The organism is Streptomyces sp. NL15-2K (assembly GCF_030551255.1).
Classification (GTDB): Bacteria; Actinomycetota; Actinomycetes; order Streptomycetales; family Streptomycetaceae; genus Streptomyces.
The window spans coordinates 36,817-60,192 of record NZ_CP130630.1 but is presented as its reverse complement, the minus strand read 5'-3'; the positions used below and the strand labels follow the sequence as shown (position 1 = coordinate 60,192).

Below are 23,376 nucleotides of genomic sequence, written 5' to 3'. Positions count from 1 at the left end.
CCATGTCAGCAGATACAGCGTCCGCGACCGCCGCGCCGGCGGAGCCCCAGATCGTCGTCGAAGTCGTCGAGAAGATCACCAAGAGCGAACTCAACGTCACGACCCCGCCCAACACGTGGGGCCCGGGCACGATGGCCACCTACTGGTGCGATGTGTTCGACGCCGACGGAAAGGTGGTCGGTACGACCGTCGGGTCCATGGTGATCCTCTACCAGGACCCAGAGACCGGTCACTTCATCGAACAGGTCTCGGAACAGATCTCGCTGCCCGACGGAACGATCGCTGCTTCGGGACTCGTCGACCGCACCGAGGTCCTCCAGCAGAAGTGGCTCGGCTACCGGGCCGAGGGCACCAGCGGGCGCTACCTCGGTATGACGGGAAGCCGGAACTTCCGGATCACGTCTTTGACCGACCCGTCGTTCCCCATCGATGCCAAGTGGGAACTGAGTGCCGGGTGAGAGGTGCCGCATGTTGCGTCCTCTCAAGGCGATCGCCTACGGGTGTGTGCGCCTGGTCTGGGAGAGCCTGGTGGCCTACGGGAAGGTGTCGTGCTGCGTCGCGGACCTCCCCGAGTCGACGCCCACCGCGGCCGATCCAGGGCCACGGCACCCGGAGCGGGTTCGCCGAGACGTACCGCTGAGCCGGGTCGAGAAGACCCTCCAACGGCAACTGCGCAATTACGTGTGAATCGCTCGGAGGTGTTTCACCATGTCGCAGATCAAGGTCCTGCTGGTCGGAGGGCTGTCCTACTTCCCTTCCGACGAGCGGGTCCAGTTCACGGAATCGCTGGGCGAGAAGATCAAGTATCGGTTCGGCGCGAGCTACGAACACTACGTCCACGAAGGCGACTACACGACCGTCGACGGCGAGGAACTGCCGGTGTTCCAGTGGACGGCACGGACCGCCATCGCGGAATGAGCCGCGTCCCGAACAGCCGTGACAAGCTGTCGGACCTGCACGCCGTCCGCGCCCGGGCCCTGCGCGGCCCGGGCGCGACCGCATCCCCGACGCGGTGCGCCGGGAGCCGGCCGACTGCCCGGGAGCGCATCGGACTTCTCCTGGACCCGGGGTCCTTCCGGGAGGTGGAGCAGTTGCGCCGGCATAGGGCGACCGGGTTCGGCATGGAAGCGAACGATCCGCATACGGATGGTGTGATCACCGGCTGGGGGAGTGTGGAGGGCCGTCCCGTCTTCGTGTACGCCCAGGACTTCCGCGTGTTCGGCGGCGCGCTGGGCGAGGCACACGCCGCCAAGATCCACAAGGTCATGGACATGGCCCTGTCGGCCGGTGCCCCGCTGGTGGCCCTGAACGACGGTGCGGGGGCCCGCATCCAGGAAGGTGCCGGCGCGTTGGCGGGATACGGGGGGATCTCCCGGCGCAACACCCGTGCCTCCGGCATGATTCCGCAGATCAGCGTGATGCTCGGCCTGTGCGCGGGCGGCGCGGCCTACAGCGCCGCCTTGACCGACTTCGTCTTCATGGTTCGCGACACCTCCCAGATGTTCGTCGCTGAACCGCGGGTCGTGAAGACGGTGACCGGTGAGGAGATCACTCGGAACGGCTTGGGCGGCGCGGATGTGCACGCCGAGACCTCCGGCGCGTGCCACTTCGTCCACGACGACGAGGAAACCTGCCTCGCCGAGGTCCGCCACCTGCTGTCCATGCTCCCGCAGAACAACCGGGAGCTCCCGCCGTCCGTGCCCTGCGACGACCCCGCGGACCGCCGCTCGCCGTCTCTCGCGGAACTGGTCCCCGCGGACGGGCGTCACCCGTACGACATGGCGAAGGTGATCGAGGCGATCGTCGACGACGGCGACTGTCTGGAGGTCCACGAGCGTTGGGCCCGCAACATCATCTGCGCCCTGGCCCGCCTCGACGGTCAGGTGGTCGGCATAGTGGCGAACCAGCCGCAGACCCTGGCGGGCGTCCTGGACATCGCGGCATCCGAGAAGGCCGCCCGTTTCGTCCAGACGTGCGACGCGTTCAGCATCCCGCTCGTGACCTTGGTGGACGTCCCCGGCTTCCTCCCCGGCATCGGACAGGAGCACGGCGGAATCATCCGGCACGGCGCGAAGCTGCTGTACGCCTACTGCAACGCCACAGTTCCGCGCGTCTCCCTGATCCTGCGCAAGGCGTACGGCGGCGCGTACATCGTGATGGACTCACGCTCCATCGGCGCCGACCTCGCCTACGCGTGGCCGACCAACGAGATCGCGGTCATGGGTGCGGAAGCGGCCGCGGGCGTCGTCTTCCGCCGTCGGATCGCGGAGGCCGGGGACCCCGAGGCGATGCGCGCCCGCATGGTGAAGGAGTACCGGGCCGAACTGATGCACCCGTACTACGCGGCCGAGCGAGGCCTGGTCGACGACATCATCGCCCCGGCCGAGAGCCGGGAGACACTGATCCGGTCCCTCACCATGCTCCACGCGAAGTACGCCGACCTGCCCGCCCGCAAACACGGCAACCCTCCGCAGTGACCAGTGTCATCCCGTCGGCGCCATGAGTGGTGAACGCGCCTGCGTCCTCCGCGTCCCGGACGGATGAGGTGCCCGGGCTGCAGAGGATCCGGGCCGTCCGGGTGGGCTACTTCTCTGCGAGGACACCGTTGGCGAATTCGGCGGTGGTCGCCGAATGACCTTGCGGTGGCGGGAGGATGGCTCGAACGGCGGGGGGTGCCTCTATGTCCTTCGTCAAGGCACCCCTGTCGGGTTTGGGGTGATTCGGTCTTGCTGGGGTCATGCGGCGATTTCGATGTCCGTGGGCGTGCGGGATTCGTAGAAGGTGCCGTCGCGGAGCATGGCGAACAGGACGCTGATGCGTTGGCGGGCGAGGCGGAGTCGGCGTTCATGCAGGCGAAGGCGGAGAGGAACATGGCGCGTTTGAGCTGGCGGTTGCCGCCGCGTGGGGCGTGTTCGCCGTGGATCGAGGTCCCCGACGACTTCGTGGTCGGGGTAAGTCCGGCGTAGGAGGCCAGGTGGGCGGCGCTGGGGAAGCTGGTGGCGTCGCCGACGGTGACCAGCAGGACGGCGGCGGTCCTGACGCCGACGCCGGGCGTCGGCGTCAGGACCGGGGAAAGAGGGTGGGCCTCCAGAAGGGTGTTGATCTGGGCCGCCCCGACCGCGGCCCTCCTCGGGCGCTTCGACGCAGAGGGCCAGCTTCAGTACGTCGGCCGTACCACCGTGCTGAACGTGGCCGCCCGCCAGACCCTCGCCAGCGAACTCCAGCCCGGCCGCCCCGGTCATCCGTGGACCGGGTGGACGTTCTCCGCGGGGTGGGGCTCACGGCAGCAGCTCCAAGTGCGGCTGGTGGAACCGGTCATCGTCGCCGAAGTCGCCGTCACGTGTCCTTGGACGCGTCGGGGCGGTGGAGGCACCCTGTCCGGCTCATGCGCGTGCGCACCGACCTCGCGCCCTCCGAGATCCCCCTGCTCGAAGAGGAACGCTGACACGAGCCCCCGCCTGAACGCCCTGGCACAGGCGCCGGCGTTGATGCCAGAGCGCAAGAAGCGTCCGGCTGGCCGAAGGGTGAAGGATGCGAACCCGGGGGTCCGATTCGGCCTCTGTGCCAGGGCAGCTGCGTTGCCCAGTGTTCCCCCAAGGTATGGCGGCCCCGGATGATCGGCACGCTGGTCGTACCACGCGGCGCCGGTCAGGCCGTTCTCCTGGCAGTGTGCTCCCCCTGCCGTGCCCGGCGCGTGCTGAAAGACGAGCAGTGTCAGCGTGGATGTCACACGCACCTTCACCGGGTGCGCCCGGGTAGGGTCTCGCCGCTCGTGGCCAAGCGCGTGCCCGTGACCTGCTGGTCTTGAGGCCGTCTCACGCTGTGGCCAAGCTGCGAAGATCCTCAAATGGTTGGCCGTCAGGATAGTGATAATGCTGCGGACGGGGAAAGCTAATCGATACAGTGAGTAGTGGTCCTGATGTCGACCGTAAGGACACTGGGGGAAGCAATGGCTGATCGTGAAAGCGTCATCGTCGGATCCGGTCAGAGGTGGATAAACGGAAAAGAATCCAGCAGTGAGTACTTCTCCCGGGCTCGCCGCTCCGCTGCTCCCCCTCCCACCACTGCGAGGAACCGCCTCATCGACCTCGTGTTGCGGGTGCTCTCCTCACGCAAGACAACCTGACCTGCCTCCAGAAGTTCGCGCTGTCCGTCCAGCAGCGCAGCCCACACCGTGTGCCGACGCTGCCTGGCCAGCCACTTGCCGACGTCCACCCCCCGCACCGTGACGCCGGGCATGCTTCACCTCCGTCCCGTCGGGCAGCGCCTCTACGCGGGCTCTGGGGTCTTTCGCGGAGCCCGTGCGGGCCCCCTTGGAACTGCGCCGGGGGCGTAACGCCCTTCCTTGAAGGCAGCCAAAGGCCGCCTTGGACGGTTTGCGGGCGCCTCCCGCTCCGGCGGCAGCGGCACGGCGCCGATCTCCTCCAGGAGCGCGGCCCAGGAGATCGCCGGGGGCCTGTCTGCGGACATCACTGCCGGGTGCCTTGCCTGCGAACCTGCAGGCCGGCGCCAAATACGGGGTCTCCACCGCGGACACGCCCACCGCGGCACAGGCACGGGCACCTGGGAGGGTCCTCTCGGCCTCCGGCAAGGCCGCCGGCACCGAGGTCGTCAGCGGCGACCTGATCTACCTGCGCAACCTCTACGGCGGCGACGGCGGCTACCTGGACACCAACGGGCACGCCACCGCTGACCAGAAGAACGCCGGCGGCAAGTTCAACGTCCTCACCTCCCAGGCCAAGGACCGGGCCGCGGGAACCGGCCGGGCGGATCGTCGCCCAGACCTCCAATCCCCTCGACCAGAACGTCCACATCGGCGACACCGTCCACCTGGCCAACCTCGACGGCGACAACGGCGGCTTCCTGGAGACCAACGGCGCCACCACCGCCTCGGGCGGCAAGTACGACGTGTGCACCAACGCCTACTACAACCGCAGCAACTCCGACGTGGCCGACTGGAAGATCCACAAGGCGTAACGCCTGACCACAACACTCCGCCCCCGGGCCGCTCACTGCCCGGGGCCGGGGCGGGGCCGGAGAGGGAAACAACGTGATCGCTTGGCAGCGGACCGACCGGAAGAAACCGTCCGGCACCACCGGGGTCAGGGCCACGGTGGCTGCCGTCGCCGCGACGGACACGCTCGACGCCGAGGCCCGCTCCTGCGCCTTGGTCCGGACTCGCACCTGCACCTGAACTGATGGACCGGCACAGCCTGGCAGTGGGACGGCCAGGGCACCTCGGCAGGATGCAGCGTCATCGAGTCGGTGGGCACGGTCTCGGTGCAGGACGGGGGCGGGGGACAGGGGCCGTACACAAAGGGCGAGCCGCTCGGTCCGGTCGGGGTGGCATCGGGAAGAAGATGTTCAGCCGCCTCGACGGAAAACGGAGGCACGGCATGCTCTGCCCGTCCGGCCGCGCCCATATGGGTGAACTTGATGCAGCAAAAACGTTCAGGCTCGAGAGGGGCCTGTGGCACGCCCCGATGCTGGGACTGATGAAGGGGGACTCCCATGCGGCTTGGCACCAGGATCACCAACGGCTTCATTCCCATCACGTTGGCTGTGCTCGATTTTTCCCGTGCGACGCCGCCGGGGCCAAGTACGGGAAGCCCGGCCTCGTTCGCTGAACGTGTCGATGTGCTTGCGGTCCTGGGCTGACGGCGGTGTCCGAAGGGGCTGTCGTGCGTTCGGCCTGCCCGGGCGTCTCAGCTGAGGCGAGGGGCAAGCAGCTGAACTCCTCGGTGCTGGCCTGGGCGCGCCGCGTGGGGCTGGGCACCGGCACCGTCGAGGAGGAGCGCCTGGCTGCCATGCGGCTGGGAGAGTTCGCCGCCCGGGTAGTTCCCGAGGCCGGTGCGGCTGAGGCGGAGCTGACGGCACAGTGGGCTGCGTTTGTCTGTCTGGTGGACGACAGGCTCGATCGCGGTGGTCTGGGCTCTCGCCCGGAGGAGGTCCGTGCGCTGTTCGGCGGGCTGCTGGGCGTGCTCACCGCGAACCGTGCCGTCGTTTCGAGCGGTGAGGTCGAGACGGCGCTGACCGACCTGTGGCGGCGTACGGCTCCTTGCATGTCCTCTCGGTGGCGGGAGCGGTTCATCACCGATTACCGGGAATTCGCTCAAGCCACGTACCAGGAGGCCACAGGCCGCAGAGACCGCGTCGGGTTGCCACTCGATGACTACATCCTCCTGCGCCGCCGGACCATCACCGTGTTCCCGATGGCCGACATCGTCGAGTGCACCGCCGGCGCTCCCTGGCCTGACCACCTGGGTTGTGACCTCGCAGTGAGGGCCTTGCGGCAGGCAGCTGCCGATGTAGCGGGCTGGACGAATGATCTCGTCTCGGCCGACGGCGACCTGCAGGCAGGCCAGGAGAGCCTGGTGGCTGTCGTGGGGCGCGAACACGGTTGTTCTCCGTCCGCCGCGCACGAGCGGGTGACCACGATGCGGGACGACCGCCTTCGGGACTTCTACACAATCGCGGCTGTTCTGGCTGCTGGTGAAGGTGTACCCCCGGCAGCCCGGGAGCCGTTGCGGAGCTATGTGGGGGCGCTCGGATCCTTTCTGGCCGCGACACTGCACTGGCTCGGCGTCACCGGCCGGTTCGAGACCCGCTGGCTGTCGGGCAGTCACGGCGGCCCCGCCTCATCTGTCGTGCTCTGACCCCACGTACGCCCGTTCGTTTGCTGTGTCCGCTAGGAAAATCGCTGATGAGACCACTCGCCGCCGAGTATCTGCCCCCCACCTGGCCCACCTCCCGGTTCCCTGCCGGGCTGCTTACGGGACAGGGCCGGATCGTGGCTGGGCTACTCGACAAGGTCGGAGCCGACGGCGCAGTCCGCGATGCGTGCCGAAGCCGCGTCCTTGAGTCCGCGCTCACCCTTTCGCTCCTGGAGCGGCACAGGCGCCGGCACATCGGTGCACGAGACCGTCTCATGCGCTATCTCGAGCACCACCGCAGCACCGGCGACTTGTTGGATGCGGCTCTGGCCGAAACCGCTCTGGGACAGGTCGGACAGCCGGTACGCCCCGAAGTACTCGACACGATCACGGACCGGGTGCCAGACTTCGCCGGAGCCCGCAAGCGCGCTCTGGTCCACGCACTCTTCACGATGCTCGGCGCAGCACCTGGCCGTGATGATTGGGACCCCAAGGCTTTCGACGTGAGTGCACTGCACCCCTGGGCCGCCGTGCAGGTCACCGCAGTCAAGGCTGTCCTCGGCCGGACAGCCGGGAAGCCGTTGCCCTCTGCCGATGACCTCGACTTGCTGGCGTCCACGCAGCGACGCGGGACCGTGTGGGAGGGCAATCTCCTCATCCATCTCTCGGTCCTGCACACCCTCGCGGTCCTGCCCGGGATGGGCGCCACGGTCGAGGAGGGTCTTCGAACAGCACTCCTTCACCAGCGTGAAGACGGAGGCATGCCGTTCGTCACCGACACGGACACATGGTGCACGGTCACCGCAGGGCTCGCCCTGCACGCCGCTGGTGCACCACGACCTGTGCTGCACCGTGTGGCGCGGCACCTCGTGACGGTTCAGCAGGAAGACGGCGGCTGGTCCTACACCGACCGGGCGCGGCTCTCGGACACGGACTGCACCTCCGTCGCGATCGAATTCCTCCACCAGCTCGATCCACGCGTCTACCGCGACTCGATCCGGCGCGGCGTAGGCGCGCTGATCGCTGTGCGCGGAGCCGACGGTGGGTTCCCCACCTACGGCGCGGGCACCCCGTCCGAGGCGTGCATGACGGCTGCCGCGATTAACGCACTGAGCACGCAGGACCACCTCCCCAACGGCGTGGTGGGATCGGCCCTTCACTATCTGGCGAACAGCCAGGACCAGGACGGCTGTTTTCCTCCCGGCTGGAGCAGAAGCCGCCTCCACACTCTCTTCAGGGTCCACCTCGCCGCCAGCCACGCCGGCCGGCCGGCTTTTCCCGTCGTCCGCGCCATGCAGGAACGGATCACCTCCCTGGTGTGTGCCGCCCAGCGTGAGGACGGCGGTTTCGGCCTGCAGGACGGCAGCCGCAGTGACGCGATCAGTACCTCCTATGCCCTCATCATCCTGGCGGCCGGATGCCCCGACCCGGCACCGGCCGTGCGCGCTGCCCGCTATCTGCTGTCTCATGTGCGCGCCGACGGCTCCGTCGACTCGCCTCCCGACATGGTGGGCCCGCGTCCCTTCCCCTACCACGTCCCCGTGCTGGCCGACGCCTTCACTCTGCTCGCACTGGGCCACCTCAACTCCCGCATCCAGCCTTCCCGCCCCATGGCAGAGGGCCCACGGCACGGCGGAGCGAGACCCTTCGAGAGGACAGCGCCGTGAGTTGCCGGCTCCCAAGGCGGCTACCGCCACGGCGAAGGCTGTCGTCCAGACACCCACAGAAGAGCTGCGGCCCAGACAGGTTCCGACTCGCGGCCCTTGTGTGGCCCCGCCAAGATCGCCGGTCACACGGCCTGCCAGCCGATACGCCACCCCCGCACCCCCCGGCCAAGGGACGGCCCCTCCCTGACACCGCCTCCTGCCGCAGGAAGCGAACGAGCCGCCATCTGATGACACCGAGTGGCAAGCAGACCCGGTCACTCGCAAGCGGGTAGTCCTTCCGGCTGCTTCCGCCTCACACCCGGCCGGCAACACCTCTCACCCGACCCCGGAACCGCCCGCTGAACGCCCAAGCCCCAGTCCCGAAGCCGCAACAGCCCGGAAAGCACCACATGACCAGCCCACTGCGCCCCACATCCATGGACCTGACCATGCATCACATGGCTCAGACCTACCCCGCGACCCCCCAGACCATCGGAGTGGTCCTCCACCTGGACGGAACGCCGCCCTCCCTCGGTGAACTCCGCAGCCACGTCGCCAAGCACCTTTACCACGAGCCACGCCTCACCCACTACCTCCAAGGACCCGGGCTCAGGGCCCGCTGGCAACACGAGGCCGCCCCGAACCTCGAAACACGCATCCGCACACAACATGTCCCACCCGGCGACTCCCACTTCGACAACGTCCTTCGCGAGCTGGCGGAACACCCACTACCCGACCAAGGCCCCCTGTGGGACGTATGGCTACTGTCCGGTTACGCCACCAACCGCTATGCCATCTGCTGCCGAGCTCACCACAGCGCCCAGGACGGCATGGGCCTCATCAGCACTCTGCACACGCTCTTCGGCACCACCAACCCGCCCGCCGCGGCACCTGTAGCCCGCACCGGCCCCAGGACCTACCTGCGCACGGTGCGCAGCACCCTCACGGCTTGCACCGCCAACGGCATCTGGACCGATCCCGCACGGCCTCTGAGCGGTACCCGCCACCTCAACTGGGCGTCGGTTTCCACCCAGTACCTCCGCACCGCGGCTGTGGCGCGTGGCGGTGACACCAACGACGCCTTCCTGGCTGCTCTCAGTGGGGCGTTGCGCACGTGGTGCTCCGAACACTGGCCCAGGGGCGCTGGAAGGCCCTTGCCCGCCATCACGATGGTCAACCTGCGCCGTGCCGGAGACCGCGCACGGCCCGGCAACCTGTTCGCCTTCGCCCCCCTCGCACTCCCTTGCGAGGAGTCAACGGCTCAAGCCCGCCTCGACCACGTTGTCGCAGCGAACCGTGCCACCAAAGACCCCGCCCACCAAAATGCCCTGCGGGTGCTGATGGACCTCACCCCCGCCCGGGCGTTTCACACGATGGCCGGCTGGCTGACCACGCCCGCCAGGGCGCCCATTTCCGCTTCGTACCTGGCAATTCACCGGCCCCTGGCCTACCGGGGCGACCCCGTCACCCATATCCAGCCCTTCACCTGGCTGCCGCGCAATCAGCCAGCGTCCGTCGTCGCCTGCAGTTACGACGGCAACACCAGCGTCTGCTTCGCCACCGACGCAGCACTTCCCGCAGCCCGCAGTCTTCCCGCTCTGCTCGCCGATGCAGCCGACGAGCTGACGACCCGACTGGTTCGTTCCCGGGCAAAAGCACCGAGCCGACTTGAAGGCCCTGAAATCCCGACTCCCGTGGCCGCCCCGGTCGACAAAGACACCACCGCAATCGTCATCGACTTCACGCTCATCAAGAACCTGCTGGTCGACCACGGGGCTCTGCCCGCCGGGCCGATCACACAGGATGCGACCCAATCGCAGGCAGGCATCGACTCCATGGCAGTCACCGCACTGTCCATGGCGCTCGAGGACCGACTCGGCCTGATCATCACCGAACATGACCTGGCGCAAGCTCCCACCGTTGCAGACCTGGTCGACCTTGTCACCCGGCGCGCCGCACCCCCGACCGGCAGCTGAACTCACCATTCTCTCCCCCGTTATGTTTTCCGCGGTCCTGCAAGAGGGCCGCTGGCCTCCGGGCCCGGCATGGCTGTTCCCCCTGTCGAAGATATGACCTGGGGGGTGGTGTCAGTGCGCCGTGAGGCGCTGCAATTCGTGCGGAGGTGAGAGACCGTCGCCGTCGTCCCTGTCGCAGCAGGGTGATGAAGCTGGGGGCAGCCTGATCCGGGAGGTGCCGGTGAGGGCGAGAGCGGCCCCGACAAAGCCGGGACAGGCCAGAACTGCCAGATGGCCCGGGTCCGGCGAGCGTGATGGAGAGGAGTACGAGAGGAACCAGCGTTTACGTCTCTCAACCCCCCGCCGGCTCAAACCTGTGCAGATATGGGCCGGGTGCGGTGCGTCTTCGAACCGGGTGACTGGAGCGGGGAACTCCTGGGCGGGCTTTGACATGCCCGTCGGGAGGCCACGGTGAAGTGCTGCGGGGTAGCCGTGGCGATGCCGCAGGGACAGAGCTGGGCTCCTACTCCGTCGAGCGAATTGCAGTGAACACGGGAACCGTTCCGGCTCACGCCCGCTGCCAGGGATCCGTCCTGGCGGACGGGCTGGGTTCATCGTCGGCCGATCGGGCCGGAACGGGGCGGAGTCGCCGTAGTACTTCGAGCGCACGAGAGGTGCGCACATGGGGAAGGGCGGCAGCGGTATCGAGAAGGGAAGGAGGCTGTAATGCCGAAAGATGCACCGATGAACGGCGGTGCTCCGCCTGTCGAGGACCCGGAAGAGTCCGGCGGGAGGGTATCGGGGATGCAGGCCAAGCTTCACCGTTGGGCGGCGGCCGATCCTGGCCGCAGGTTCGACGACCTGTTCAACTTCGTGCACGACCCGATGACGCTGCGCTATGCGTTCTACCGGGTCGCGGGCAACAAGGGGGCCCGGACTGCGGGCATGGACGGCGTTACCGTCGCTCATGTTGAAGAGCAGATCGGTGTCCTCCGGTTCCTGGACGACGTGCGGACCAGTCTCAAGGATGGTTCGTTCCGGCCTCAGCCGGTGCGGGAACGCAAGATCCCCAAGCCGGGTGGTTCCGGAAAGGTCCGCAGCCTAGGTATTCCGACGGTGGCGGACCGGGTTGTCCAGGCGGCGCTGAAGCTGGTGCTGGAACCCATCTTCGAGGCCGACTTTGATCCGGTCTCCTACGGGTTCCGGCCCGAGCGGCGTGCTCACGACGCGATCGCCGAGATTCAGCTGTTCGGCTCCAAGGGTTACCGCTGGGTGCTGGATGCTGACGTGGAAGCGGCCTTCGACAACGTTTCGCACTCTGCTCTCCTTGAGCGGATACGCAAGCGGGTCAAGGACAAGCGAGTCGTGGCCCTGGTGAAGGCGTTCCTCAAGGCCGGAGTTCTCACCGAACTCGGAGACCAGAGGGCCTCCGACGCCGGGACGCCGCAGGGAGGCATCCTGTCTCCGTTGCTGTTCAACATAGCCATGTCGGCGCTCGATGAGCGTCTGCAGGAGCCGTGGAAGGACGGCGGGACGATGGGAACCGCTGCCCGACGCGTCCGACGCCGGGCGAAGGGCCTGCCGAACTGGAAGGTCTCCCGCTACGCGGACGACCTTGTGGTGCTCGTGAATGGCTCCCGCGCCGACGTCGAGGACCTGAAGCATGAGGTCACTGAAGTGCTCGAACCACTCGGGTTACGGCTGTCACCAGCCAAGACCCGGATCGTGCACATGAGTGAAGCGTTCGACTTCCTTGGGTTCCGCATCCAGTGGAAACGCAAGCGAGGAACGGACAAGTGGTACGTCTACACGTTCATCGCGGACCGGCCCATCCGGTCGCTGAAGGACAGGATTCGTGCCCTGACACGCAGGAAGTCGCAGCAGAACCCCAGAGAGGTGCTGGCCAGACTCAATCTGATCATGCACGGCTGGGCCAACTACTTCAGGCATGCAGTCTGCAAACACACCCTGAGCAACCTGGCGAATTTCGTCTGGTGGCGGGTGGTCAAGTGGATGCAGACCCTGCATCGCTGGAGGTGGAAGGACGTCCGCCGCTGGCTGAAGGCACCCAATGGGAGCTGGAAGCCGATCTCGGTGGACGGGGTCGAGTTGTTCGATATGGCAGCGGTGCCGGTTACCCGCTACCGCTACCGGGGCAGCAAGATTCCCAATCCTTGGGTCCCTGCATAACCACGCGGAACGGCAGAGACCGTGGAGAGCCCGTTGCGTCGTGAGGCGCACGGCGGGTTCGGCGAGCGGTCTGGGGAGACGGACCGAGAGCAATCCCGGCACCGCGCCCCAGGCCGACTCAACCCGGGCCCGAGAGGCGCCGTTGGAGACGCTGATGAGTGCCTCTGTGTGTCAAGCGGTCGGAGCCAGAGTCGTGTGGCGGTCGCGTTTGAGTGTGCGGTAGACGACGTTCGACAGGCGTCGTTTGAGGGCCCTGCGGGCCTCTGCAGGCGTCTTGCCTTCGGCGATTTTCCGCAGGTAGTAGTCCTGGCCTCGGCCGCCGTCGCGGATCTGGCAGACCGCGATGATGTGCAGCACGGAGTTCAGCGCGCGGTTGCCTCCGGTGTTGAGGCGGTGGCGGGTGTTCTTGCCGCTGGACGCGTCCAGGGGCGCGGTGCCGGTGTAGCTGGCGAAGTGGTGCTCGGTGGGGAAACGTGTGACGTCGCCGACGTGTCCAAGGAGCTTGGCGGCGAGCACGGTGCCCAAGCCGGGCAGAGCGGTCAGCGCGGTGCGGGCGGCGGCCAGAGCGTCACGCATCTGGGCCTCGTTGTCGCGGACCTGGCGGTCGACGCGCCGCAGGTCGACAAGGAGATCCCGGGCGAGGTCGCGGCGGCAGCAGTCGGTGGCGGTGGCTGGACGGATGCCCTTCATCAGGGCGGCAGCCTTCTCCGCGGACAGGCGGGTGGGGGCGCCGCCGGGCAGCAGGTCTCGCAGCACGGCGTGGAGGCGGTTGATGATGCGGGTGCGTTCGTTGACCAGGTCATCGTGCCGCTCGGTCAGCAACCGCAGGATCGTCGACTGGTCTTCGGGCTCGACCTTGCGCAGGTCGTGTCGGAAGAGGGCGACCTGAGCGACGTGCAGGGCGTCGGCCGCATCAGTCTTGCGGTCCCCGCCGGTGGCCAGGAGCCGGGCCCGGGCGGAAAGGGTGGAGGGCACGTCCACCACGTGCTCGCCGGCTGCGGCGAGCTGCTGGGCGAGGCTGCGGCCGAGTCCTTTGGCGCCTTCGACGGCGAAGCGGCGCTCGGGCCACCGCTCGCACCAGCGCGTCAGCTGCCGGACGGTCCCTGCGTTGACGACGAAGCGGCGCTGGGCGAGCTGGTGTCCTGCGGCGTCGACGGCGACGGCGGTGTGGGAGGACTTGTGGGGGTCGATACCGATAGTGATCACGTGCACCTTGCCCAGGTCGAGTGGGATGGGACGGGTGCGGTGGGCACTCTGACTTGAAGTCTCAGCGTCGATTGGTCACGCCTCTGTCGAGCCACACCGCGCGGGTGCCGACCGGCGGCGGCAAACTCATCATGAGCCAGCCCGAGTTGGGGCGGCATGAGGTCACGCGAGCCCGTGCCGGTCGGCACCCTGGACGCTACGGCTGCAGACCGCGCGTCTGGGTCTGATTCAACAAGTCAGAGGTCCGACTACCGCCTGGCCGAGCGCAACGCCCGGCCGCGTACGGGCGGCAGGTCTGCATAACGTGGATGCGCGCACGACGCCAACGCCCAGGCCAGCACGCACAACATCCGTTCGGGAGGACGGCTTGAACGACAGCGACGAGATAGGCGTCTTCCTCGGCCTGGACGTCGGCAAGACGAACCATCACGGCCACGGACTCACCCCGGCCGGCAAGAAGGTCTTCGACAAGCAACTGCCGAACACCGAGCCGAAACTGCGGGACGTCTTCGAGAAGCTGAAGGCCAAGTTCGGCAGCGTCCTGGTGATCGTGGACCAGCCCGCTTCGATCGGCGCCCTGCCGCTGACGGTGGCCCGGGATGCCGGCTGCAAGGTCGCCTACCTGCCGGGCCTGTCGATGCGGCGGATCGCCGACCTCTACCCCGGCGAGGCCAAGACCGACGCCCGCGACGCGGCCGTGATCGCCGACGCGGCCCGCACCATGCCGCACACGCTGCGCTCGCTGGAACTCACCGACGAGATCACCGCCGAGCTCACGGTCCTCGTCGGCTTCGACCAGGACCTCGCGGCCGAGGCCACCCGCACCAGCAACCGCATCCGCGGCCTGCTCACCCAGTTCCACCCATCGCTGGAACGCGTCCTCGGACCGCGTCTGGACCATCAGGCCGTGACCTGGCTGCTGGAACGCTACGGATCCCCCGCCAGCTTGCGAAAGGCCGGACGCCGCAAGCTCGTCGAGGTCATCCGGCCCAAGGCCCCGCGCATGGCGAAACGGCTGATCGACGAGGTCTTCGACGCCCTCGACGAGCAGACCGTCGTGGTCCCCGGCACCGGCACCCTCGACATCGTGATCCCGTCGCTGGCCCGCTCGCTCGGCGCCGTCCACGAACAACGCCGGGCCACGGAAGCCCAGATCACAGCCCTGCTGGAGGACCACCCTCTTTCGAAGGTCCTGACGTCGCTGCCCGGCGTCGGCGTCAGGACCGCCGCCACCTTGCTGGTCACCGTCGGCGACGGCACCGGCTTCCCCACCGCCGCCCACCTGGCCTCCTACGCCGGCCTCGCCCCGACCACGAAGTCCTCGGGAACCTCGATCCACGGCGAACACGCGCCCAGAGGCGGTAACCGCCAGCTCAAACGCGCGATGTTCCTGTCCGCGTTCGCCGCCCTGCACGACCCCGCCTCCCGCACCTACTACGACAAGTGCCGGGCCAGAGGAAAGACCCACACCCAATCCCTCCTCCGCCTCGCCCGACAACGCATCAACGTGCTCTTCGCGATGCTCCGCGACGGCACCTTCTACGAACCCCGAACACCACGCCCCGCTTGACGAAAGACATAGAGGCACCCCCGTGGACCGCGGGAGTGAAGGACATCCCGCGGGGCTCAGCCCTCCCTGCAGGCCGCGGAGAAGGAGGGACGGTGAGCCCCGGGCTGTCCGCATCGGACGGGATACCACCAATGGGTGACGCTTACGAGACCACCTATTCCGCCCGAATCCGCCGACTACCGTGACCCCATGACCACTTCACCCGATGCTTTGCCCGCACCATCGGCAAGGTCAGCCCGACTGATCGGCCTGGGGTCGTGGCTGCCACCGCGACGAGTGACCAACGCCGAACTGTGCGCGCGCCTTGACACGTCGGAGGAGTGGATCCGCACCCGTATCGGCATCGCCACCCGCCACATCGCCGATCCCGAGACAGCCACCAGCGACATGGCGGTGGAAGCGGGGACGCGGGCGATGAAGTCGGCGGGGGTGGAACACGTCGACGCCGTGGTCCTGGCCACCGCTACCCCTGACCATCCGGTGCCCGGCACCGCGCCGACGGTGGCCCACCAACTCGGACTCGATCAAGTGCCCGCTTTCGATGTCGGAGCCGGCTGTTCGGGATTCGTCTACGCGACCACCGTCGCCTCAGCGCTCATCCAGGCGGGCACCGCCAGGACCATCCTCGTCGTAGGGGCGGAGACGATGTCAGCCATCGTCGATCCAGCCGACCGGTCCACAGCGCCGATCTTCGGCGACGGAGCGGGCGCGGTCGTTCTGCAGGCGGCACAGGCAGGCGACCCCGGAACCTTAGGGCCGGTGGCATGGGGAAGCGCCGGCGAGAACGCCGAAGCCATCTTCATCCCCGAAGGAGGGTCCCGCCAGCCCTCACACCGGCCCGCGGGCGACGCACCGGACCGGTACGTACACATGCAGGGCAACGTGGTGCTCCGTCATGCGGTCCGCCACATGACTCAGGCAGTCCGCGACGCAGCAGCAGCAGCCGGCTGGGCTCTGAAGGACATCGACCGGCTCATCGTCCACCAGGCGAATGCCCGCATCAGCGCCGGGGTGGCCGACGCCCTGGGCATTCCTTCGGGACGTGTGCCGTCCAACATCGCCGACGTCGGCAACACCTCCGCAGCCTCCATTCCCCTGCTGCTGGCCTCCGCTGCAGCCGAAGGGCGACTCACGGCAGGCCAGCGGGTGATGGTGGCTGCCTTCGGCGCCGGATTCACCTGGGCAGCCACCACCCTGGTATGGCCCGCTGGACTGCGTCCCCTGAGCTGAAATCACTGACCGGCCGGTCAGTCGCTTGTCCCGGTAGTCCCGCGGCAGCGCCGCCCCGGCAACGGCAAGCCGAAAGAGCTTCTGGGCAAGCCTCCCTCGAACGGGGGGGTGCCCAGACCGTGCCGTCAGCGCTGGGCTGGGCACCGCGAGCTGAACAGCCGGCAGCGGCGAAGGAGGAACGAGTGCGCAGCTTCGAGACGGGACAGACGGTTGTACGACGCGACGTGCACCTCTCCGGCCGCGTATGGAGCGAGCACGCACTGCGCGTCGTCGCCGACACGAGCGAGGCCTTGGTGGCGGCCTGTCCGCCGGGAGCCGAGACCCGCTGGCCCGCCCTGTACGTCAAGGCCCGTGCGGACGGCGACCGTGCGGTGCGCACCGAGGCGTTCGACGCGATGGCGAGTGGGTTCTGGGAGTTGGCGGGCGCGGTGTGGCAGGGGACCGAGCTGCTGCTGTGGAAGCCGCCGGCGGCGTGGTTCAGCGTCAACGCCTTCTACACCGTCGGCGGGCTGCGGAACTGGTACGTGAACTTCGAGCGCCCCACCGTTCGGACCGGCGATGGGTTCGACACCTTCGACCTCGCCGTGGACCTGGTCGTCGACCCCGACCTGACCAGCTGGCAGTGGAAGGACGAAGACGAGTACGCGCACGTGCGGCGGCTCGGCATCGTCACCGACACCGAGCACCAGGCGGTGGACGCTGCCCGCGACCAGGCCCTCGCGATGCTCGAGCAACGCTCTGGCCCGTTCGCCGACGCCGCCTCCTGGTCGGCCTGGCGGTGGAACCCGGCCTGGCCCGCCCCGAGCCTTCCGCGCCCCACGGCGGCCGGACAGAGGGTTGCACCGACAGGCGGCTGAACCGTTGGCTGGACGGTTGCCTCCAACGGGGGACCGAAGGTGGGAGCCCCCACACCGGACTCCATCCATTCCGGCAGATCAGCCCCAGTGGGCGAGCCGCCCGGAGACGACGACACCTCTTCCTCACGCGGCAGCCGAAAGGGAAGAGGTGTCATCGGTCGGGGCGGAACCGGTCAGGCCGGGGCGGGCTGCAGAACCTCTTGCCTGCAGGGAAGATCGTTCGGCTGAAGCCCTGCAGAGCCTTTCGCCACGTAGGCGACCGCCCTTCACGACCGCGCATGCTGATCAGCCCCGCCCGGTGATGCCCGTCGGGCGGGGCTGACTGCTGGAAGGAATCGGGTGCTGGAATCGGTGAGTGAGGGAGGGTCAGCCGCAGTCGTTGCGGTTGATCTTCAGGGAGCGGGTCTGGTCGTTGAGGTTGTAGCCGCGCAGGTCGTGGATGGAGCCGCCGCTGCGGGTGACACACACATGCCGGCCGCTGTGGTTGCGTTTCTCGTACACGCGGGCGGTGCGGTCGGAGTTGTTGCGGATCGAGCTGCCGCGGTCACGGATCGCGGACGGCAGGTCCTTCACGCTGCCGTCCACGGCACGCCGCACCCACGGCTGACCGCCGAAGTTGATCTCTGGGTAGATACACACGTACCCGGACGGGCAGTCGATTGCTGCCTTCACCGCGCCGGGGGAACTGGAAGCGGAGGCGGGAACGGCCATCGGGGCGAGGGCCAGGGCTGCGATCGCCGTGGCACGCATCAGGTTTTTGATCACGCACTACAGGTACTGGTCGCCTGGGGCCGGGACGGCATGTTGCGCGCCACGGGTTCACTCCACCGAGGGACCACTGCGCCAGTCGGCGGCCCCTGGAGTTCCCGCGCTCCTTCGGTGCGGGAACCCCAGCCGACTGGATCAGGGGATAGGGCTGACGGTGACCTCGGTGCCGGGGCACTCGGCGGCGCCGAGGGTCAGCCTGTCCTTGCTCGGCCGGGTCCACCGACAGACCCCACTGGAGTTTCACAGCCGTCCAGTTGGCCAGGTAGTGGCAGCGTTCGGCGAGGTTGTCGGGAACGAACCATGTGATCGGATCCTGGTCGGCCTTATGCCGGTTGGAACGCGCGCTGACCGCCTCCAGGTGCCGGTCATCGTCCGGTAGTTGGCGTAGGTGACGCGGCGTTGCCTGGCTCAGGCGGAGGCGCCGGTGTCCCAGGCTTCGGCCAGCGGGACCGACCGGGCGATCCCCGAGTTCGTGGGCATCCCGGGCCCGGCCGTGACGTGCTGGACCGCCGCCCACTCCGACCTGCACTGGGCTAACGTCACCGCGCCGCTGAGAATCCTCGACTGGGAGGGCTGGGGGCGCGCCCCGGAGGGGTTCGACGCCGCCACGCTCTACGCCTACACGCTGCTCCAGCCGGACCTCGCCGCCCGCGTCCGCGACGCCTTTCCCGTACTGGGCAGCCCGGCTGGCCTCGTCGCCGAAGCGACCGTGTGCGCCCAGCTGCTCCAGACCGTGGCCCGCGGCGACAACCTCACCCTCGAAGACCAGCTCCGGGACTGGTCCGAGGAACTCCGCCGCCGCTGACGAATCATCCCGCCCAGCCGATGTCACGGACCTCGATCGCACCGGCGTGCGGCAGGTACTGGATCCAGCAGCGCCGTCCGAACGCCTCCCGAATCTCCTCCACGGAGCCCGGGTCACGGACATCGGGCCAGGCCCGCGGATCCATCCGCGCGACCTCCACGAGCGCCAGCACCGGGCCTGGTCGTCCGGCAGCTGCGCCATGACCTCCACCGCGAGCTCCTCCACCACCACGCCGTACCGCATCCCGCACACCCCCGTGTGATCGACTTGGGCAGCAGCGTACGAAGGAACGGCCGATCACGCTCCGGCCTGTGGATAACCCGGATCTCGCGGCGTGGTCGCCCCGACCACTGGAACCAGACCATGGCCCTGACCACGGTCCGGCCGTATCGCGTCCAGCCCCGACCACGGCTGGTCAGGGTCGGGTTTGTCCCGAGGAGCGATGCGCTATTCTGCCGGACGGCTAGGCGGGTACAGCCCCCCCGCCCGTGGGCTGCCACGCAGCAGGCGATCCCGGGTGAAGGTCTCACAAGGCCCGCGCCCCTGTAGATCATCAAGCGCATCACGGATGGCTCGTAGACACCGTCCAGCCTCTTGAAGACCACTCCCTCCATCCCGACCGACGCCCACGTCAGCCACTCGTGTACGACGTCGGCCTCGGTGGTCGACGGGCACAGCGTCCACGGCGCGATGAGCCGGCGGGCGGCGAACACGGACTGCAGTGCGGCCCTGCGCCGCCGGTACGGCCAGGAGGTCGTGTCCGTCCCGGATAGCCTCAGCAGATCGAACGCGACGAAGTGGGCCGGCAGCGGAGCGGGAGGCTTACGCCCCGCAGGGGCAGAACTCATGCACGCGCTTCGCGCCTAGGCCGGGCAGGAATTCGACCAGAAAGCGCCGGGTGGCGCCCGGTGGACGGATAGCCGCTCAGGCGGTGGCCAGGGATTTCGCGGCCTGTGCGGCGGAATCGGGCCTCCTCGTGGACTGTCGGGGTCGGAGACGGGCGTCATGAGCTAGGCGGGTGGCGCGGTGTCGGTTGGTGCGTGGTCGGCCAGGAGCGGGCCGAGGACGGCGAGAGTGCCGAGGACGATGTCCTCGTAGAGGTAGAAACCCGACTCCAAGGGCGGCAGCTCAGCAGCGGTGTGCTCCGCGTCGGATTCCGCAGCGGTGGTGTGTCCGGTGTCGTCGTCAGTCTTGGCCTGGGGGGTGGGCGTACCGAGCAGGTCGGTGAGGTCCTGCGCGGCGCACAGGAAGGCGGTACGGGCGGTGCTGGCCAGCAGGCGCAGGGGCAGGTCGAGAGCGGCGGCGGTGCGCTGGCCGAGGATGAGTTTTGTCGCGGTGGGGGCCTCCGCGGTGGCGGCTAGCAACTGCATGGGAAGGAAGGAGGCGGAGATGATCCGCTCGGTGGGCATCAGGGGCGGTGGATCGCCGTCGACCATGAGGTCTTCCCACTCCATGAGGTCGAAGAGGAACTGGCCGCCTTTGTAGAGGGGCCAGGGCCGGACCGTGTCGAGGAGCAATCGGGCGCGGGCGGGTGCTCGTTGGCGCAGGGCCACGCCGTGCCGGGCCAGGGTGCACAGGCACTGGCGCAGACAGTTGTTGACCTGTCCGAGGAAGGCGAAAGCCTGGTGGTCGGTCGTGGTGAGTGGATCGGTGGCGGCGTGCTCGCCCGACGGGGGTGGGGGGGTGCTGGTGGTGGTCACAGTGGCCTTGAGGTGACGTAGTGGGCGATCTGCCGCAGGACGGCTTTACCTTCGTTCTCGGAGATGATCTGGAGGTCTTCTTCGAAGCGGGCGATGCCTTCGGCGGCGAGCCGGTCGGCGAGGTCGGTGGCGTACTCGATGGAGCCGTGCCGTCGCATGGCGGCGAGGAGTTCCTCGGCGTGCTGCTGGGTCTTGTCGGTGCGGCGTTGGCGCAGGACGTCGAAGAGGCGGGGGCGCTCGTGGGTGTATGCGGTGCGGAAGAGGTGGATCAGCATGACCGTGCGCTTGCCTTCGAGCAGGTCGCCGAGGGGTTCCTTGCCGTAGAGGGCCTCCTCGCCGACCAGGTTGAGGATGTCGTCCTGGATCTGGAAGGCGATGCCGATCAGACGGAACGCCTCGTCGAAGCGGCCCAGTACGGACGGGTCGGTGACGCCGGCGCACACGGCGCCGATGCGGCACGGGCTGATGCAGGTGTACCAGCCGGTCTTCTTGGTGCTCATCGTGAAGTAGGCGTCGTCGGCCTCGGGGACGACCTCGTGGCGGATCCAGCCCAGCTCCATGGCCTGGCCCTCGATGGATTCCCGGCACATGTGCATCGCCTCGTGGATGAGGCCGAGGGTGCGCACCAGGCCGAGCGTTTCGAGGTTGGACAGGACGGCGTCGACGGCGAGCAGGTTCAGACCGTCGCCGACGTTGACGGCCAGGCCCAGGCCGTGTTCCTCGTGCATGGTGGGCAGGCCGCGCCGGTGGGTGGACTCGTCGGCGATGTCGTCGTGGACGAGGAAGCCGTTGTGGAACAGCTCCAGCGCGGCGGCGGCGCGTACCGCGTCGTCTGGGCGTCCGCCGAAGGCGGCGCAGGCCGCAATGGTCAGGGTGGGCCGCAGGCCCTTGCCCTGCCGGGCGGGGTAGCAGCGCATGAGGTCGTACAGTTCGGCGCACGGCTCGCGGTTGGGCAGCAGCCGTTCGATCTCCTCGTTGGTGCGGGTGCGGCACCGGCGCATGGTCTCCATCAGGTCCGCGTCGCGGACGGTGTCCTCCAGTGACCAGCTGGTGCTGGTGCGGCCGTCCCACAGCAGGCGCGGGGCCTTGACGGTGGTGTCGCCGATCAGCGCGGGTGGTGCGGGCGCGTCCTCGGGGGAGCGCCGGGCGAGGAAGTCCAGCGCGGTCCAGTCGACCGGCTCGGCGGCCGTCTCCAGGGCGGCGGGGGCCGCACTTCCCCACAGCTGGGGTGCCTGTTCGCGGTAGGCGCCCCAGAGTTCCTGCATGCTGCGCAGGCCCGCCGCGCGCTGGGACAGCAGCGTGAAGGCCCGCCACACGGCGAGGGTGTCCTCCGGGGAGCCGCGGACGTCGAGGCTGTCGGGCAGGACCTGGTCGACGGGCGGGCGCTGGAGGTCGAACAGCAGGTTCATTGCTCGGTTGTCGAAGGCGACCTCGACGTCGGGATCCGGGCAGCGGTCCTGGCGTACGACGATACGGCTGTGCCGCGCGGTGAGCGTGGCGTGGCTGCCGTCGTTGAAGTGCAGGCCGAGCCGGATGCCGCGCAGCTGGCCGGCGGCGGCGGCGAGGATGGCCGGCGCCCGGTCGGACAGGGCGGCGACGGTCTCGTCCAGCAGCCGGGCACCGGTGAACGCGGGCATGGTGTCAGTCATGGGCACCTCCGGCGAACTCCACGATGCCCTCGGTGCGGAAGCCGATGCGGCGCCCGCCGATGCGGCCCTCCACGGTGCAGGGGCCGAGGGTCTCGTGCACGCTGAACGGTTGCAGGCTCGTCTCGGACGGGTTGGCGATACGGGCGGCTGTGTGCGAGCGGAAGTCGAGGACGAGACGGTCCTCGCCGAGCCGGGCGGTGATCAGCAGCCGGCCGGGCACCGCGGCCATCGGTGCAGTGCCCAGTACGTCCGCTAGCGGCGGCACCATCACCACCCGGTCGCGGTCCAGGCTGCCGCTGACCGCGACCCGCAGGTTGCGGCGCGGAAAGTGACGGATCATGCGCCCCTCGCGCCACAGCATCACCGACCCGTTGGCCGCGTCCGCCGGACGCGCGGGCTGGATCAGGGTGAAGACCACCGCCGAGGGCGGAACGGCATCGGCGGGGCCGGAAGGGTCGTTGACGAATCCGAACACCCAGCCCCCCAGCGTGGGCCAGGACCACCGGCCGCGTACCCGTTCGTGGTAGCCCAGCAGGTCCGTCTCCGTGACCGTGCCGTCGCCGTGCCGCAGAGTGCCGGTGCCCAGCACGCCGGGCTCCGACTGCCACCGCAGGTGCTCGTCCTCGCCGAACGGCGCGCACTGCGAGGTGCATGGCCTGCTGGTCCGGGTCAGCCGCACATCGGCCGCCGGCACCGCCGACCGGGCCGCCACCCGGAACGTGCCGGGCTCACCGTGCGGATGCGGTAACCGGAAAGCAGACCAGGGAAGTTGGGGCTGTTCGGCGTTGAACTGCGTCGAACTCCAGCCGCACACCTCGTCGTGAACGAGCAGGATCGCCATGTGCTGCCCCTCGGCCGCCGTGCCGGTGCCGCTGCGGCGCCCGGTGGCCGGGGCGCCCGGATCCGCGAAGACCGCGCCGGCGGAGGACCCCAGGACGGACAGGTTCGCGATCAGGGCCTGCCGACCGCACCGGGACAGGAACGCGTAATGCAGCCATTTACGGTCGAGCGGACGGGCGAGCGGGGCATGCGGGAAGGGGCCCTGGGGCCCGAGCCTCGGAAGGGTCGGCGTGGACACATTCCGGAAGTTAACGGAAAATTCCTGGATTGTCCCAAACCGTGACGATCAGGCGAGTGACGTGGGAGC

Annotated in this window: 20 protein-coding genes and 3 pseudogenes; 13 read left to right on the top strand and 10 right to left on the bottom strand. The window is 68.7% G+C overall.

The features are described from left to right. Positions 1-2: 2 nt before the first annotated feature. The 4 genes from Q4V64_RS00285 to Q4V64_RS00270 are packed head-to-tail and all read left to right on the top strand — an operon-like array spanning position 3 to position 2,477. On the top strand, positions 3-458 hold the full coding sequence (locus Q4V64_RS00285) for a hypothetical protein (RefSeq protein ID WP_124445689.1): 456 nt from the start codon (positions 3-5) through the stop codon (positions 456-458). Between the two features lie 10 nt (positions 459-468). Beyond that, a complete protein-coding gene (locus Q4V64_RS00280; protein WP_124445690.1) occupies positions 469-687 on the top strand; it encodes a DUF6059 family protein in 219 nt (72 codons plus the stop codon). A gap of 21 nt (positions 688-708) precedes the next feature. Further along, positions 709-918 (top strand): DUF5988 family protein, encoded by a 210-nt coding sequence (locus Q4V64_RS00275; protein WP_124445691.1) that lies wholly within the window; start codon positions 709-711, stop codon positions 916-918. After that, the gene (locus Q4V64_RS00270) at positions 915-2,477 is read left to right on the top strand and encodes an acyl-CoA carboxylase subunit beta (protein ID WP_124445692.1); all 1,563 of its coding nucleotides are present in this window, start codon (positions 915-917) and stop codon (positions 2,475-2,477) included. Before Q4V64_RS00275 ends, Q4V64_RS00270 begins: the two co-directional genes overlap by 4 nt. Positions 2,478-2,735: 258 nt before the next feature. Here Q4V64_RS00270 and Q4V64_RS00265 read toward each other — a convergent pair. Further along, positions 2,736-3,106, bottom strand: a pseudogene (locus Q4V64_RS00265) (IS110 family transposase); the annotation flags it as partial. Between the two features lie 878 nt (positions 3,107-3,984). After that, positions 3,985-4,239 carry a helicase associated domain-containing protein gene (locus tag Q4V64_RS00260; protein WP_253267536.1) on the bottom strand — a complete coding sequence of 85 codons (255 nt, stop codon included), beginning with the start codon at positions 4,237-4,239 and terminating at the stop codon, positions 3,985-3,987. A gap of 811 nt (positions 4,240-5,050) precedes the next feature. Here Q4V64_RS00260 and Q4V64_RS00255 point away from each other — a divergent pair. Together Q4V64_RS00255 and Q4V64_RS00250 are read left to right on the top strand one after the other, a co-directional pair. After that, positions 5,051-5,194 (top strand): hypothetical protein, encoded by a 144-nt coding sequence (locus tag Q4V64_RS00255; protein WP_172629623.1) that lies wholly within the window; start codon positions 5,051-5,053, stop codon positions 5,192-5,194. Positions 5,195-5,681: 487 nt separating this feature from the next. Next, complete coding sequence (locus tag Q4V64_RS00250; RefSeq protein WP_124445693.1) at positions 5,682-6,656, top strand: terpene synthase family protein; 975 nt, start codon at positions 5,682-5,684, stop codon at positions 6,654-6,656. 143 nt (positions 6,657-6,799) lie between these two features. On the opposite strand, the gene Q4V64_RS00245 is transcribed toward Q4V64_RS00250, so the two are convergent. Beyond that, on the bottom strand, positions 6,800-7,093 hold the full coding sequence (locus Q4V64_RS00245; RefSeq protein WP_172629624.1) for a hypothetical protein: 294 nt from the start codon (positions 7,091-7,093) through the stop codon (positions 6,800-6,802). Between the two features lie 63 nt (positions 7,094-7,156). Between Q4V64_RS00245 and Q4V64_RS00240 the strand changes: the two genes are divergently transcribed. The 3 genes from Q4V64_RS00240 to ltrA all read left to right on the top strand — a co-directional run bounded on the left by Q4V64_RS00240 (position 7,157) and on the right by ltrA (position 12,444). Beyond that, positions 7,157-8,320: a prenyltransferase/squalene oxidase repeat-containing protein gene (locus Q4V64_RS00240; protein WP_172629625.1), complete on the top strand. Its 1,164-nt coding sequence runs from the start codon at positions 7,157-7,159 to the stop codon at positions 8,318-8,320. Positions 8,321-8,736: 416 nt separating this feature from the next. After that, positions 8,737-10,275, top strand: coding sequence for a wax ester/triacylglycerol synthase domain-containing protein (locus Q4V64_RS00235; protein ID WP_172629626.1), 1,539 nt, complete (start codon positions 8,737-8,739; stop codon positions 10,273-10,275). Positions 10,276-10,980: 705 nt separating this feature from the next. Beyond that, positions 10,981-12,444: a group II intron reverse transcriptase/maturase gene (gene ltrA, locus Q4V64_RS00230; RefSeq protein WP_124445749.1), complete on the top strand. Its 1,464-nt coding sequence runs from the start codon at positions 10,981-10,983 to the stop codon at positions 12,442-12,444. Between the two features lie 171 nt (positions 12,445-12,615). Here ltrA and Q4V64_RS00225 read toward each other — a convergent pair whose 3' ends face one another. Beyond that, on the bottom strand, positions 12,616-13,650 hold the full coding sequence (locus Q4V64_RS00225; RefSeq protein WP_303708632.1) for an IS110 family transposase: 1,035 nt from the start codon (positions 13,648-13,650) through the stop codon (positions 12,616-12,618). Positions 13,651-14,017: 367 nt separating this feature from the next. Here Q4V64_RS00225 and Q4V64_RS00220 point away from each other — a divergent pair, with 367 nt between their 5' ends. The 3 genes from Q4V64_RS00220 (at position 14,018) to Q4V64_RS00210 (ending at position 17,307) form a co-directional block, all read left to right on the top strand. After that, positions 14,018-15,220: an IS110 family transposase gene (locus tag Q4V64_RS00220; protein WP_303708631.1), complete on the top strand. Its 1,203-nt coding sequence runs from the start codon at positions 14,018-14,020 to the stop codon at positions 15,218-15,220. 189 nt (positions 15,221-15,409) lie between these two features. Further along, positions 15,410-16,450 (top strand): beta-ketoacyl-ACP synthase III, encoded by a 1,041-nt coding sequence (locus Q4V64_RS00215; protein WP_124445591.1) that lies wholly within the window; start codon positions 15,410-15,412, stop codon positions 16,448-16,450. Between the two features lie 182 nt (positions 16,451-16,632). Beyond that, complete coding sequence (locus tag Q4V64_RS00210; protein WP_172629609.1) at positions 16,633-17,307, top strand: DUF402 domain-containing protein; 675 nt, start codon at positions 16,633-16,635, stop codon at positions 17,305-17,307. A 366-nt stretch (positions 17,308-17,673) separates the two neighbouring features. Here the strand turns inward: Q4V64_RS00210 and Q4V64_RS00205 are convergent, their stop codons facing one another. After that, positions 17,674-18,057: a peptidase inhibitor family I36 protein gene (locus tag Q4V64_RS00205; protein WP_216377743.1), complete on the bottom strand. Its 384-nt coding sequence runs from the start codon at positions 18,055-18,057 to the stop codon at positions 17,674-17,676. 442 nt (positions 18,058-18,499) lie between these two features. Between Q4V64_RS00205 and Q4V64_RS00200 the strand changes: the two genes are divergently transcribed. Beyond that, complete coding sequence (locus Q4V64_RS00200; RefSeq protein WP_216377744.1) at positions 18,500-18,880, top strand: hypothetical protein; 381 nt, start codon at positions 18,500-18,502, stop codon at positions 18,878-18,880. 4 nt (positions 18,881-18,884) lie between these two features. Here Q4V64_RS00200 and Q4V64_RS00195 read toward each other — a convergent pair. The 5 genes and pseudogenes from Q4V64_RS00195 to Q4V64_RS00175 form a co-directional block, all read right to left on the bottom strand. Beyond that, a pseudogene (locus Q4V64_RS00195) lies at positions 18,885-19,123 on the bottom strand (hypothetical protein). 383 nt (positions 19,124-19,506) lie between these two features. Beyond that, positions 19,507-19,728: pseudogene (locus Q4V64_RS54605) on the bottom strand (ATP-dependent DNA ligase); the annotation flags it as partial. Between the two features lie 162 nt (positions 19,729-19,890). Then, positions 19,891-20,580 carry a hypothetical protein gene (locus tag Q4V64_RS00185; protein WP_124445593.1) on the bottom strand — a complete coding sequence of 230 codons (690 nt, stop codon included), beginning with the start codon at positions 20,578-20,580 and terminating at the stop codon, positions 19,891-19,893. Further along, positions 20,577-22,229 (bottom strand): polyprenyl synthetase family protein, encoded by a 1,653-nt coding sequence (locus Q4V64_RS00180; protein WP_253267520.1) that lies wholly within the window; start codon positions 22,227-22,229, stop codon positions 20,577-20,579. The genes Q4V64_RS00185 and Q4V64_RS00180 overlap by 4 nt, the downstream gene beginning before the upstream one ends. Further along, complete coding sequence (locus Q4V64_RS00175) at positions 22,222-23,307, bottom strand: hypothetical protein (protein WP_124445595.1); 1,086 nt, start codon at positions 23,305-23,307, stop codon at positions 22,222-22,224. The genes Q4V64_RS00180 and Q4V64_RS00175 overlap by 8 nt, the downstream gene beginning before the upstream one ends. Positions 23,308-23,376: the final 69 nt, after the last annotated feature.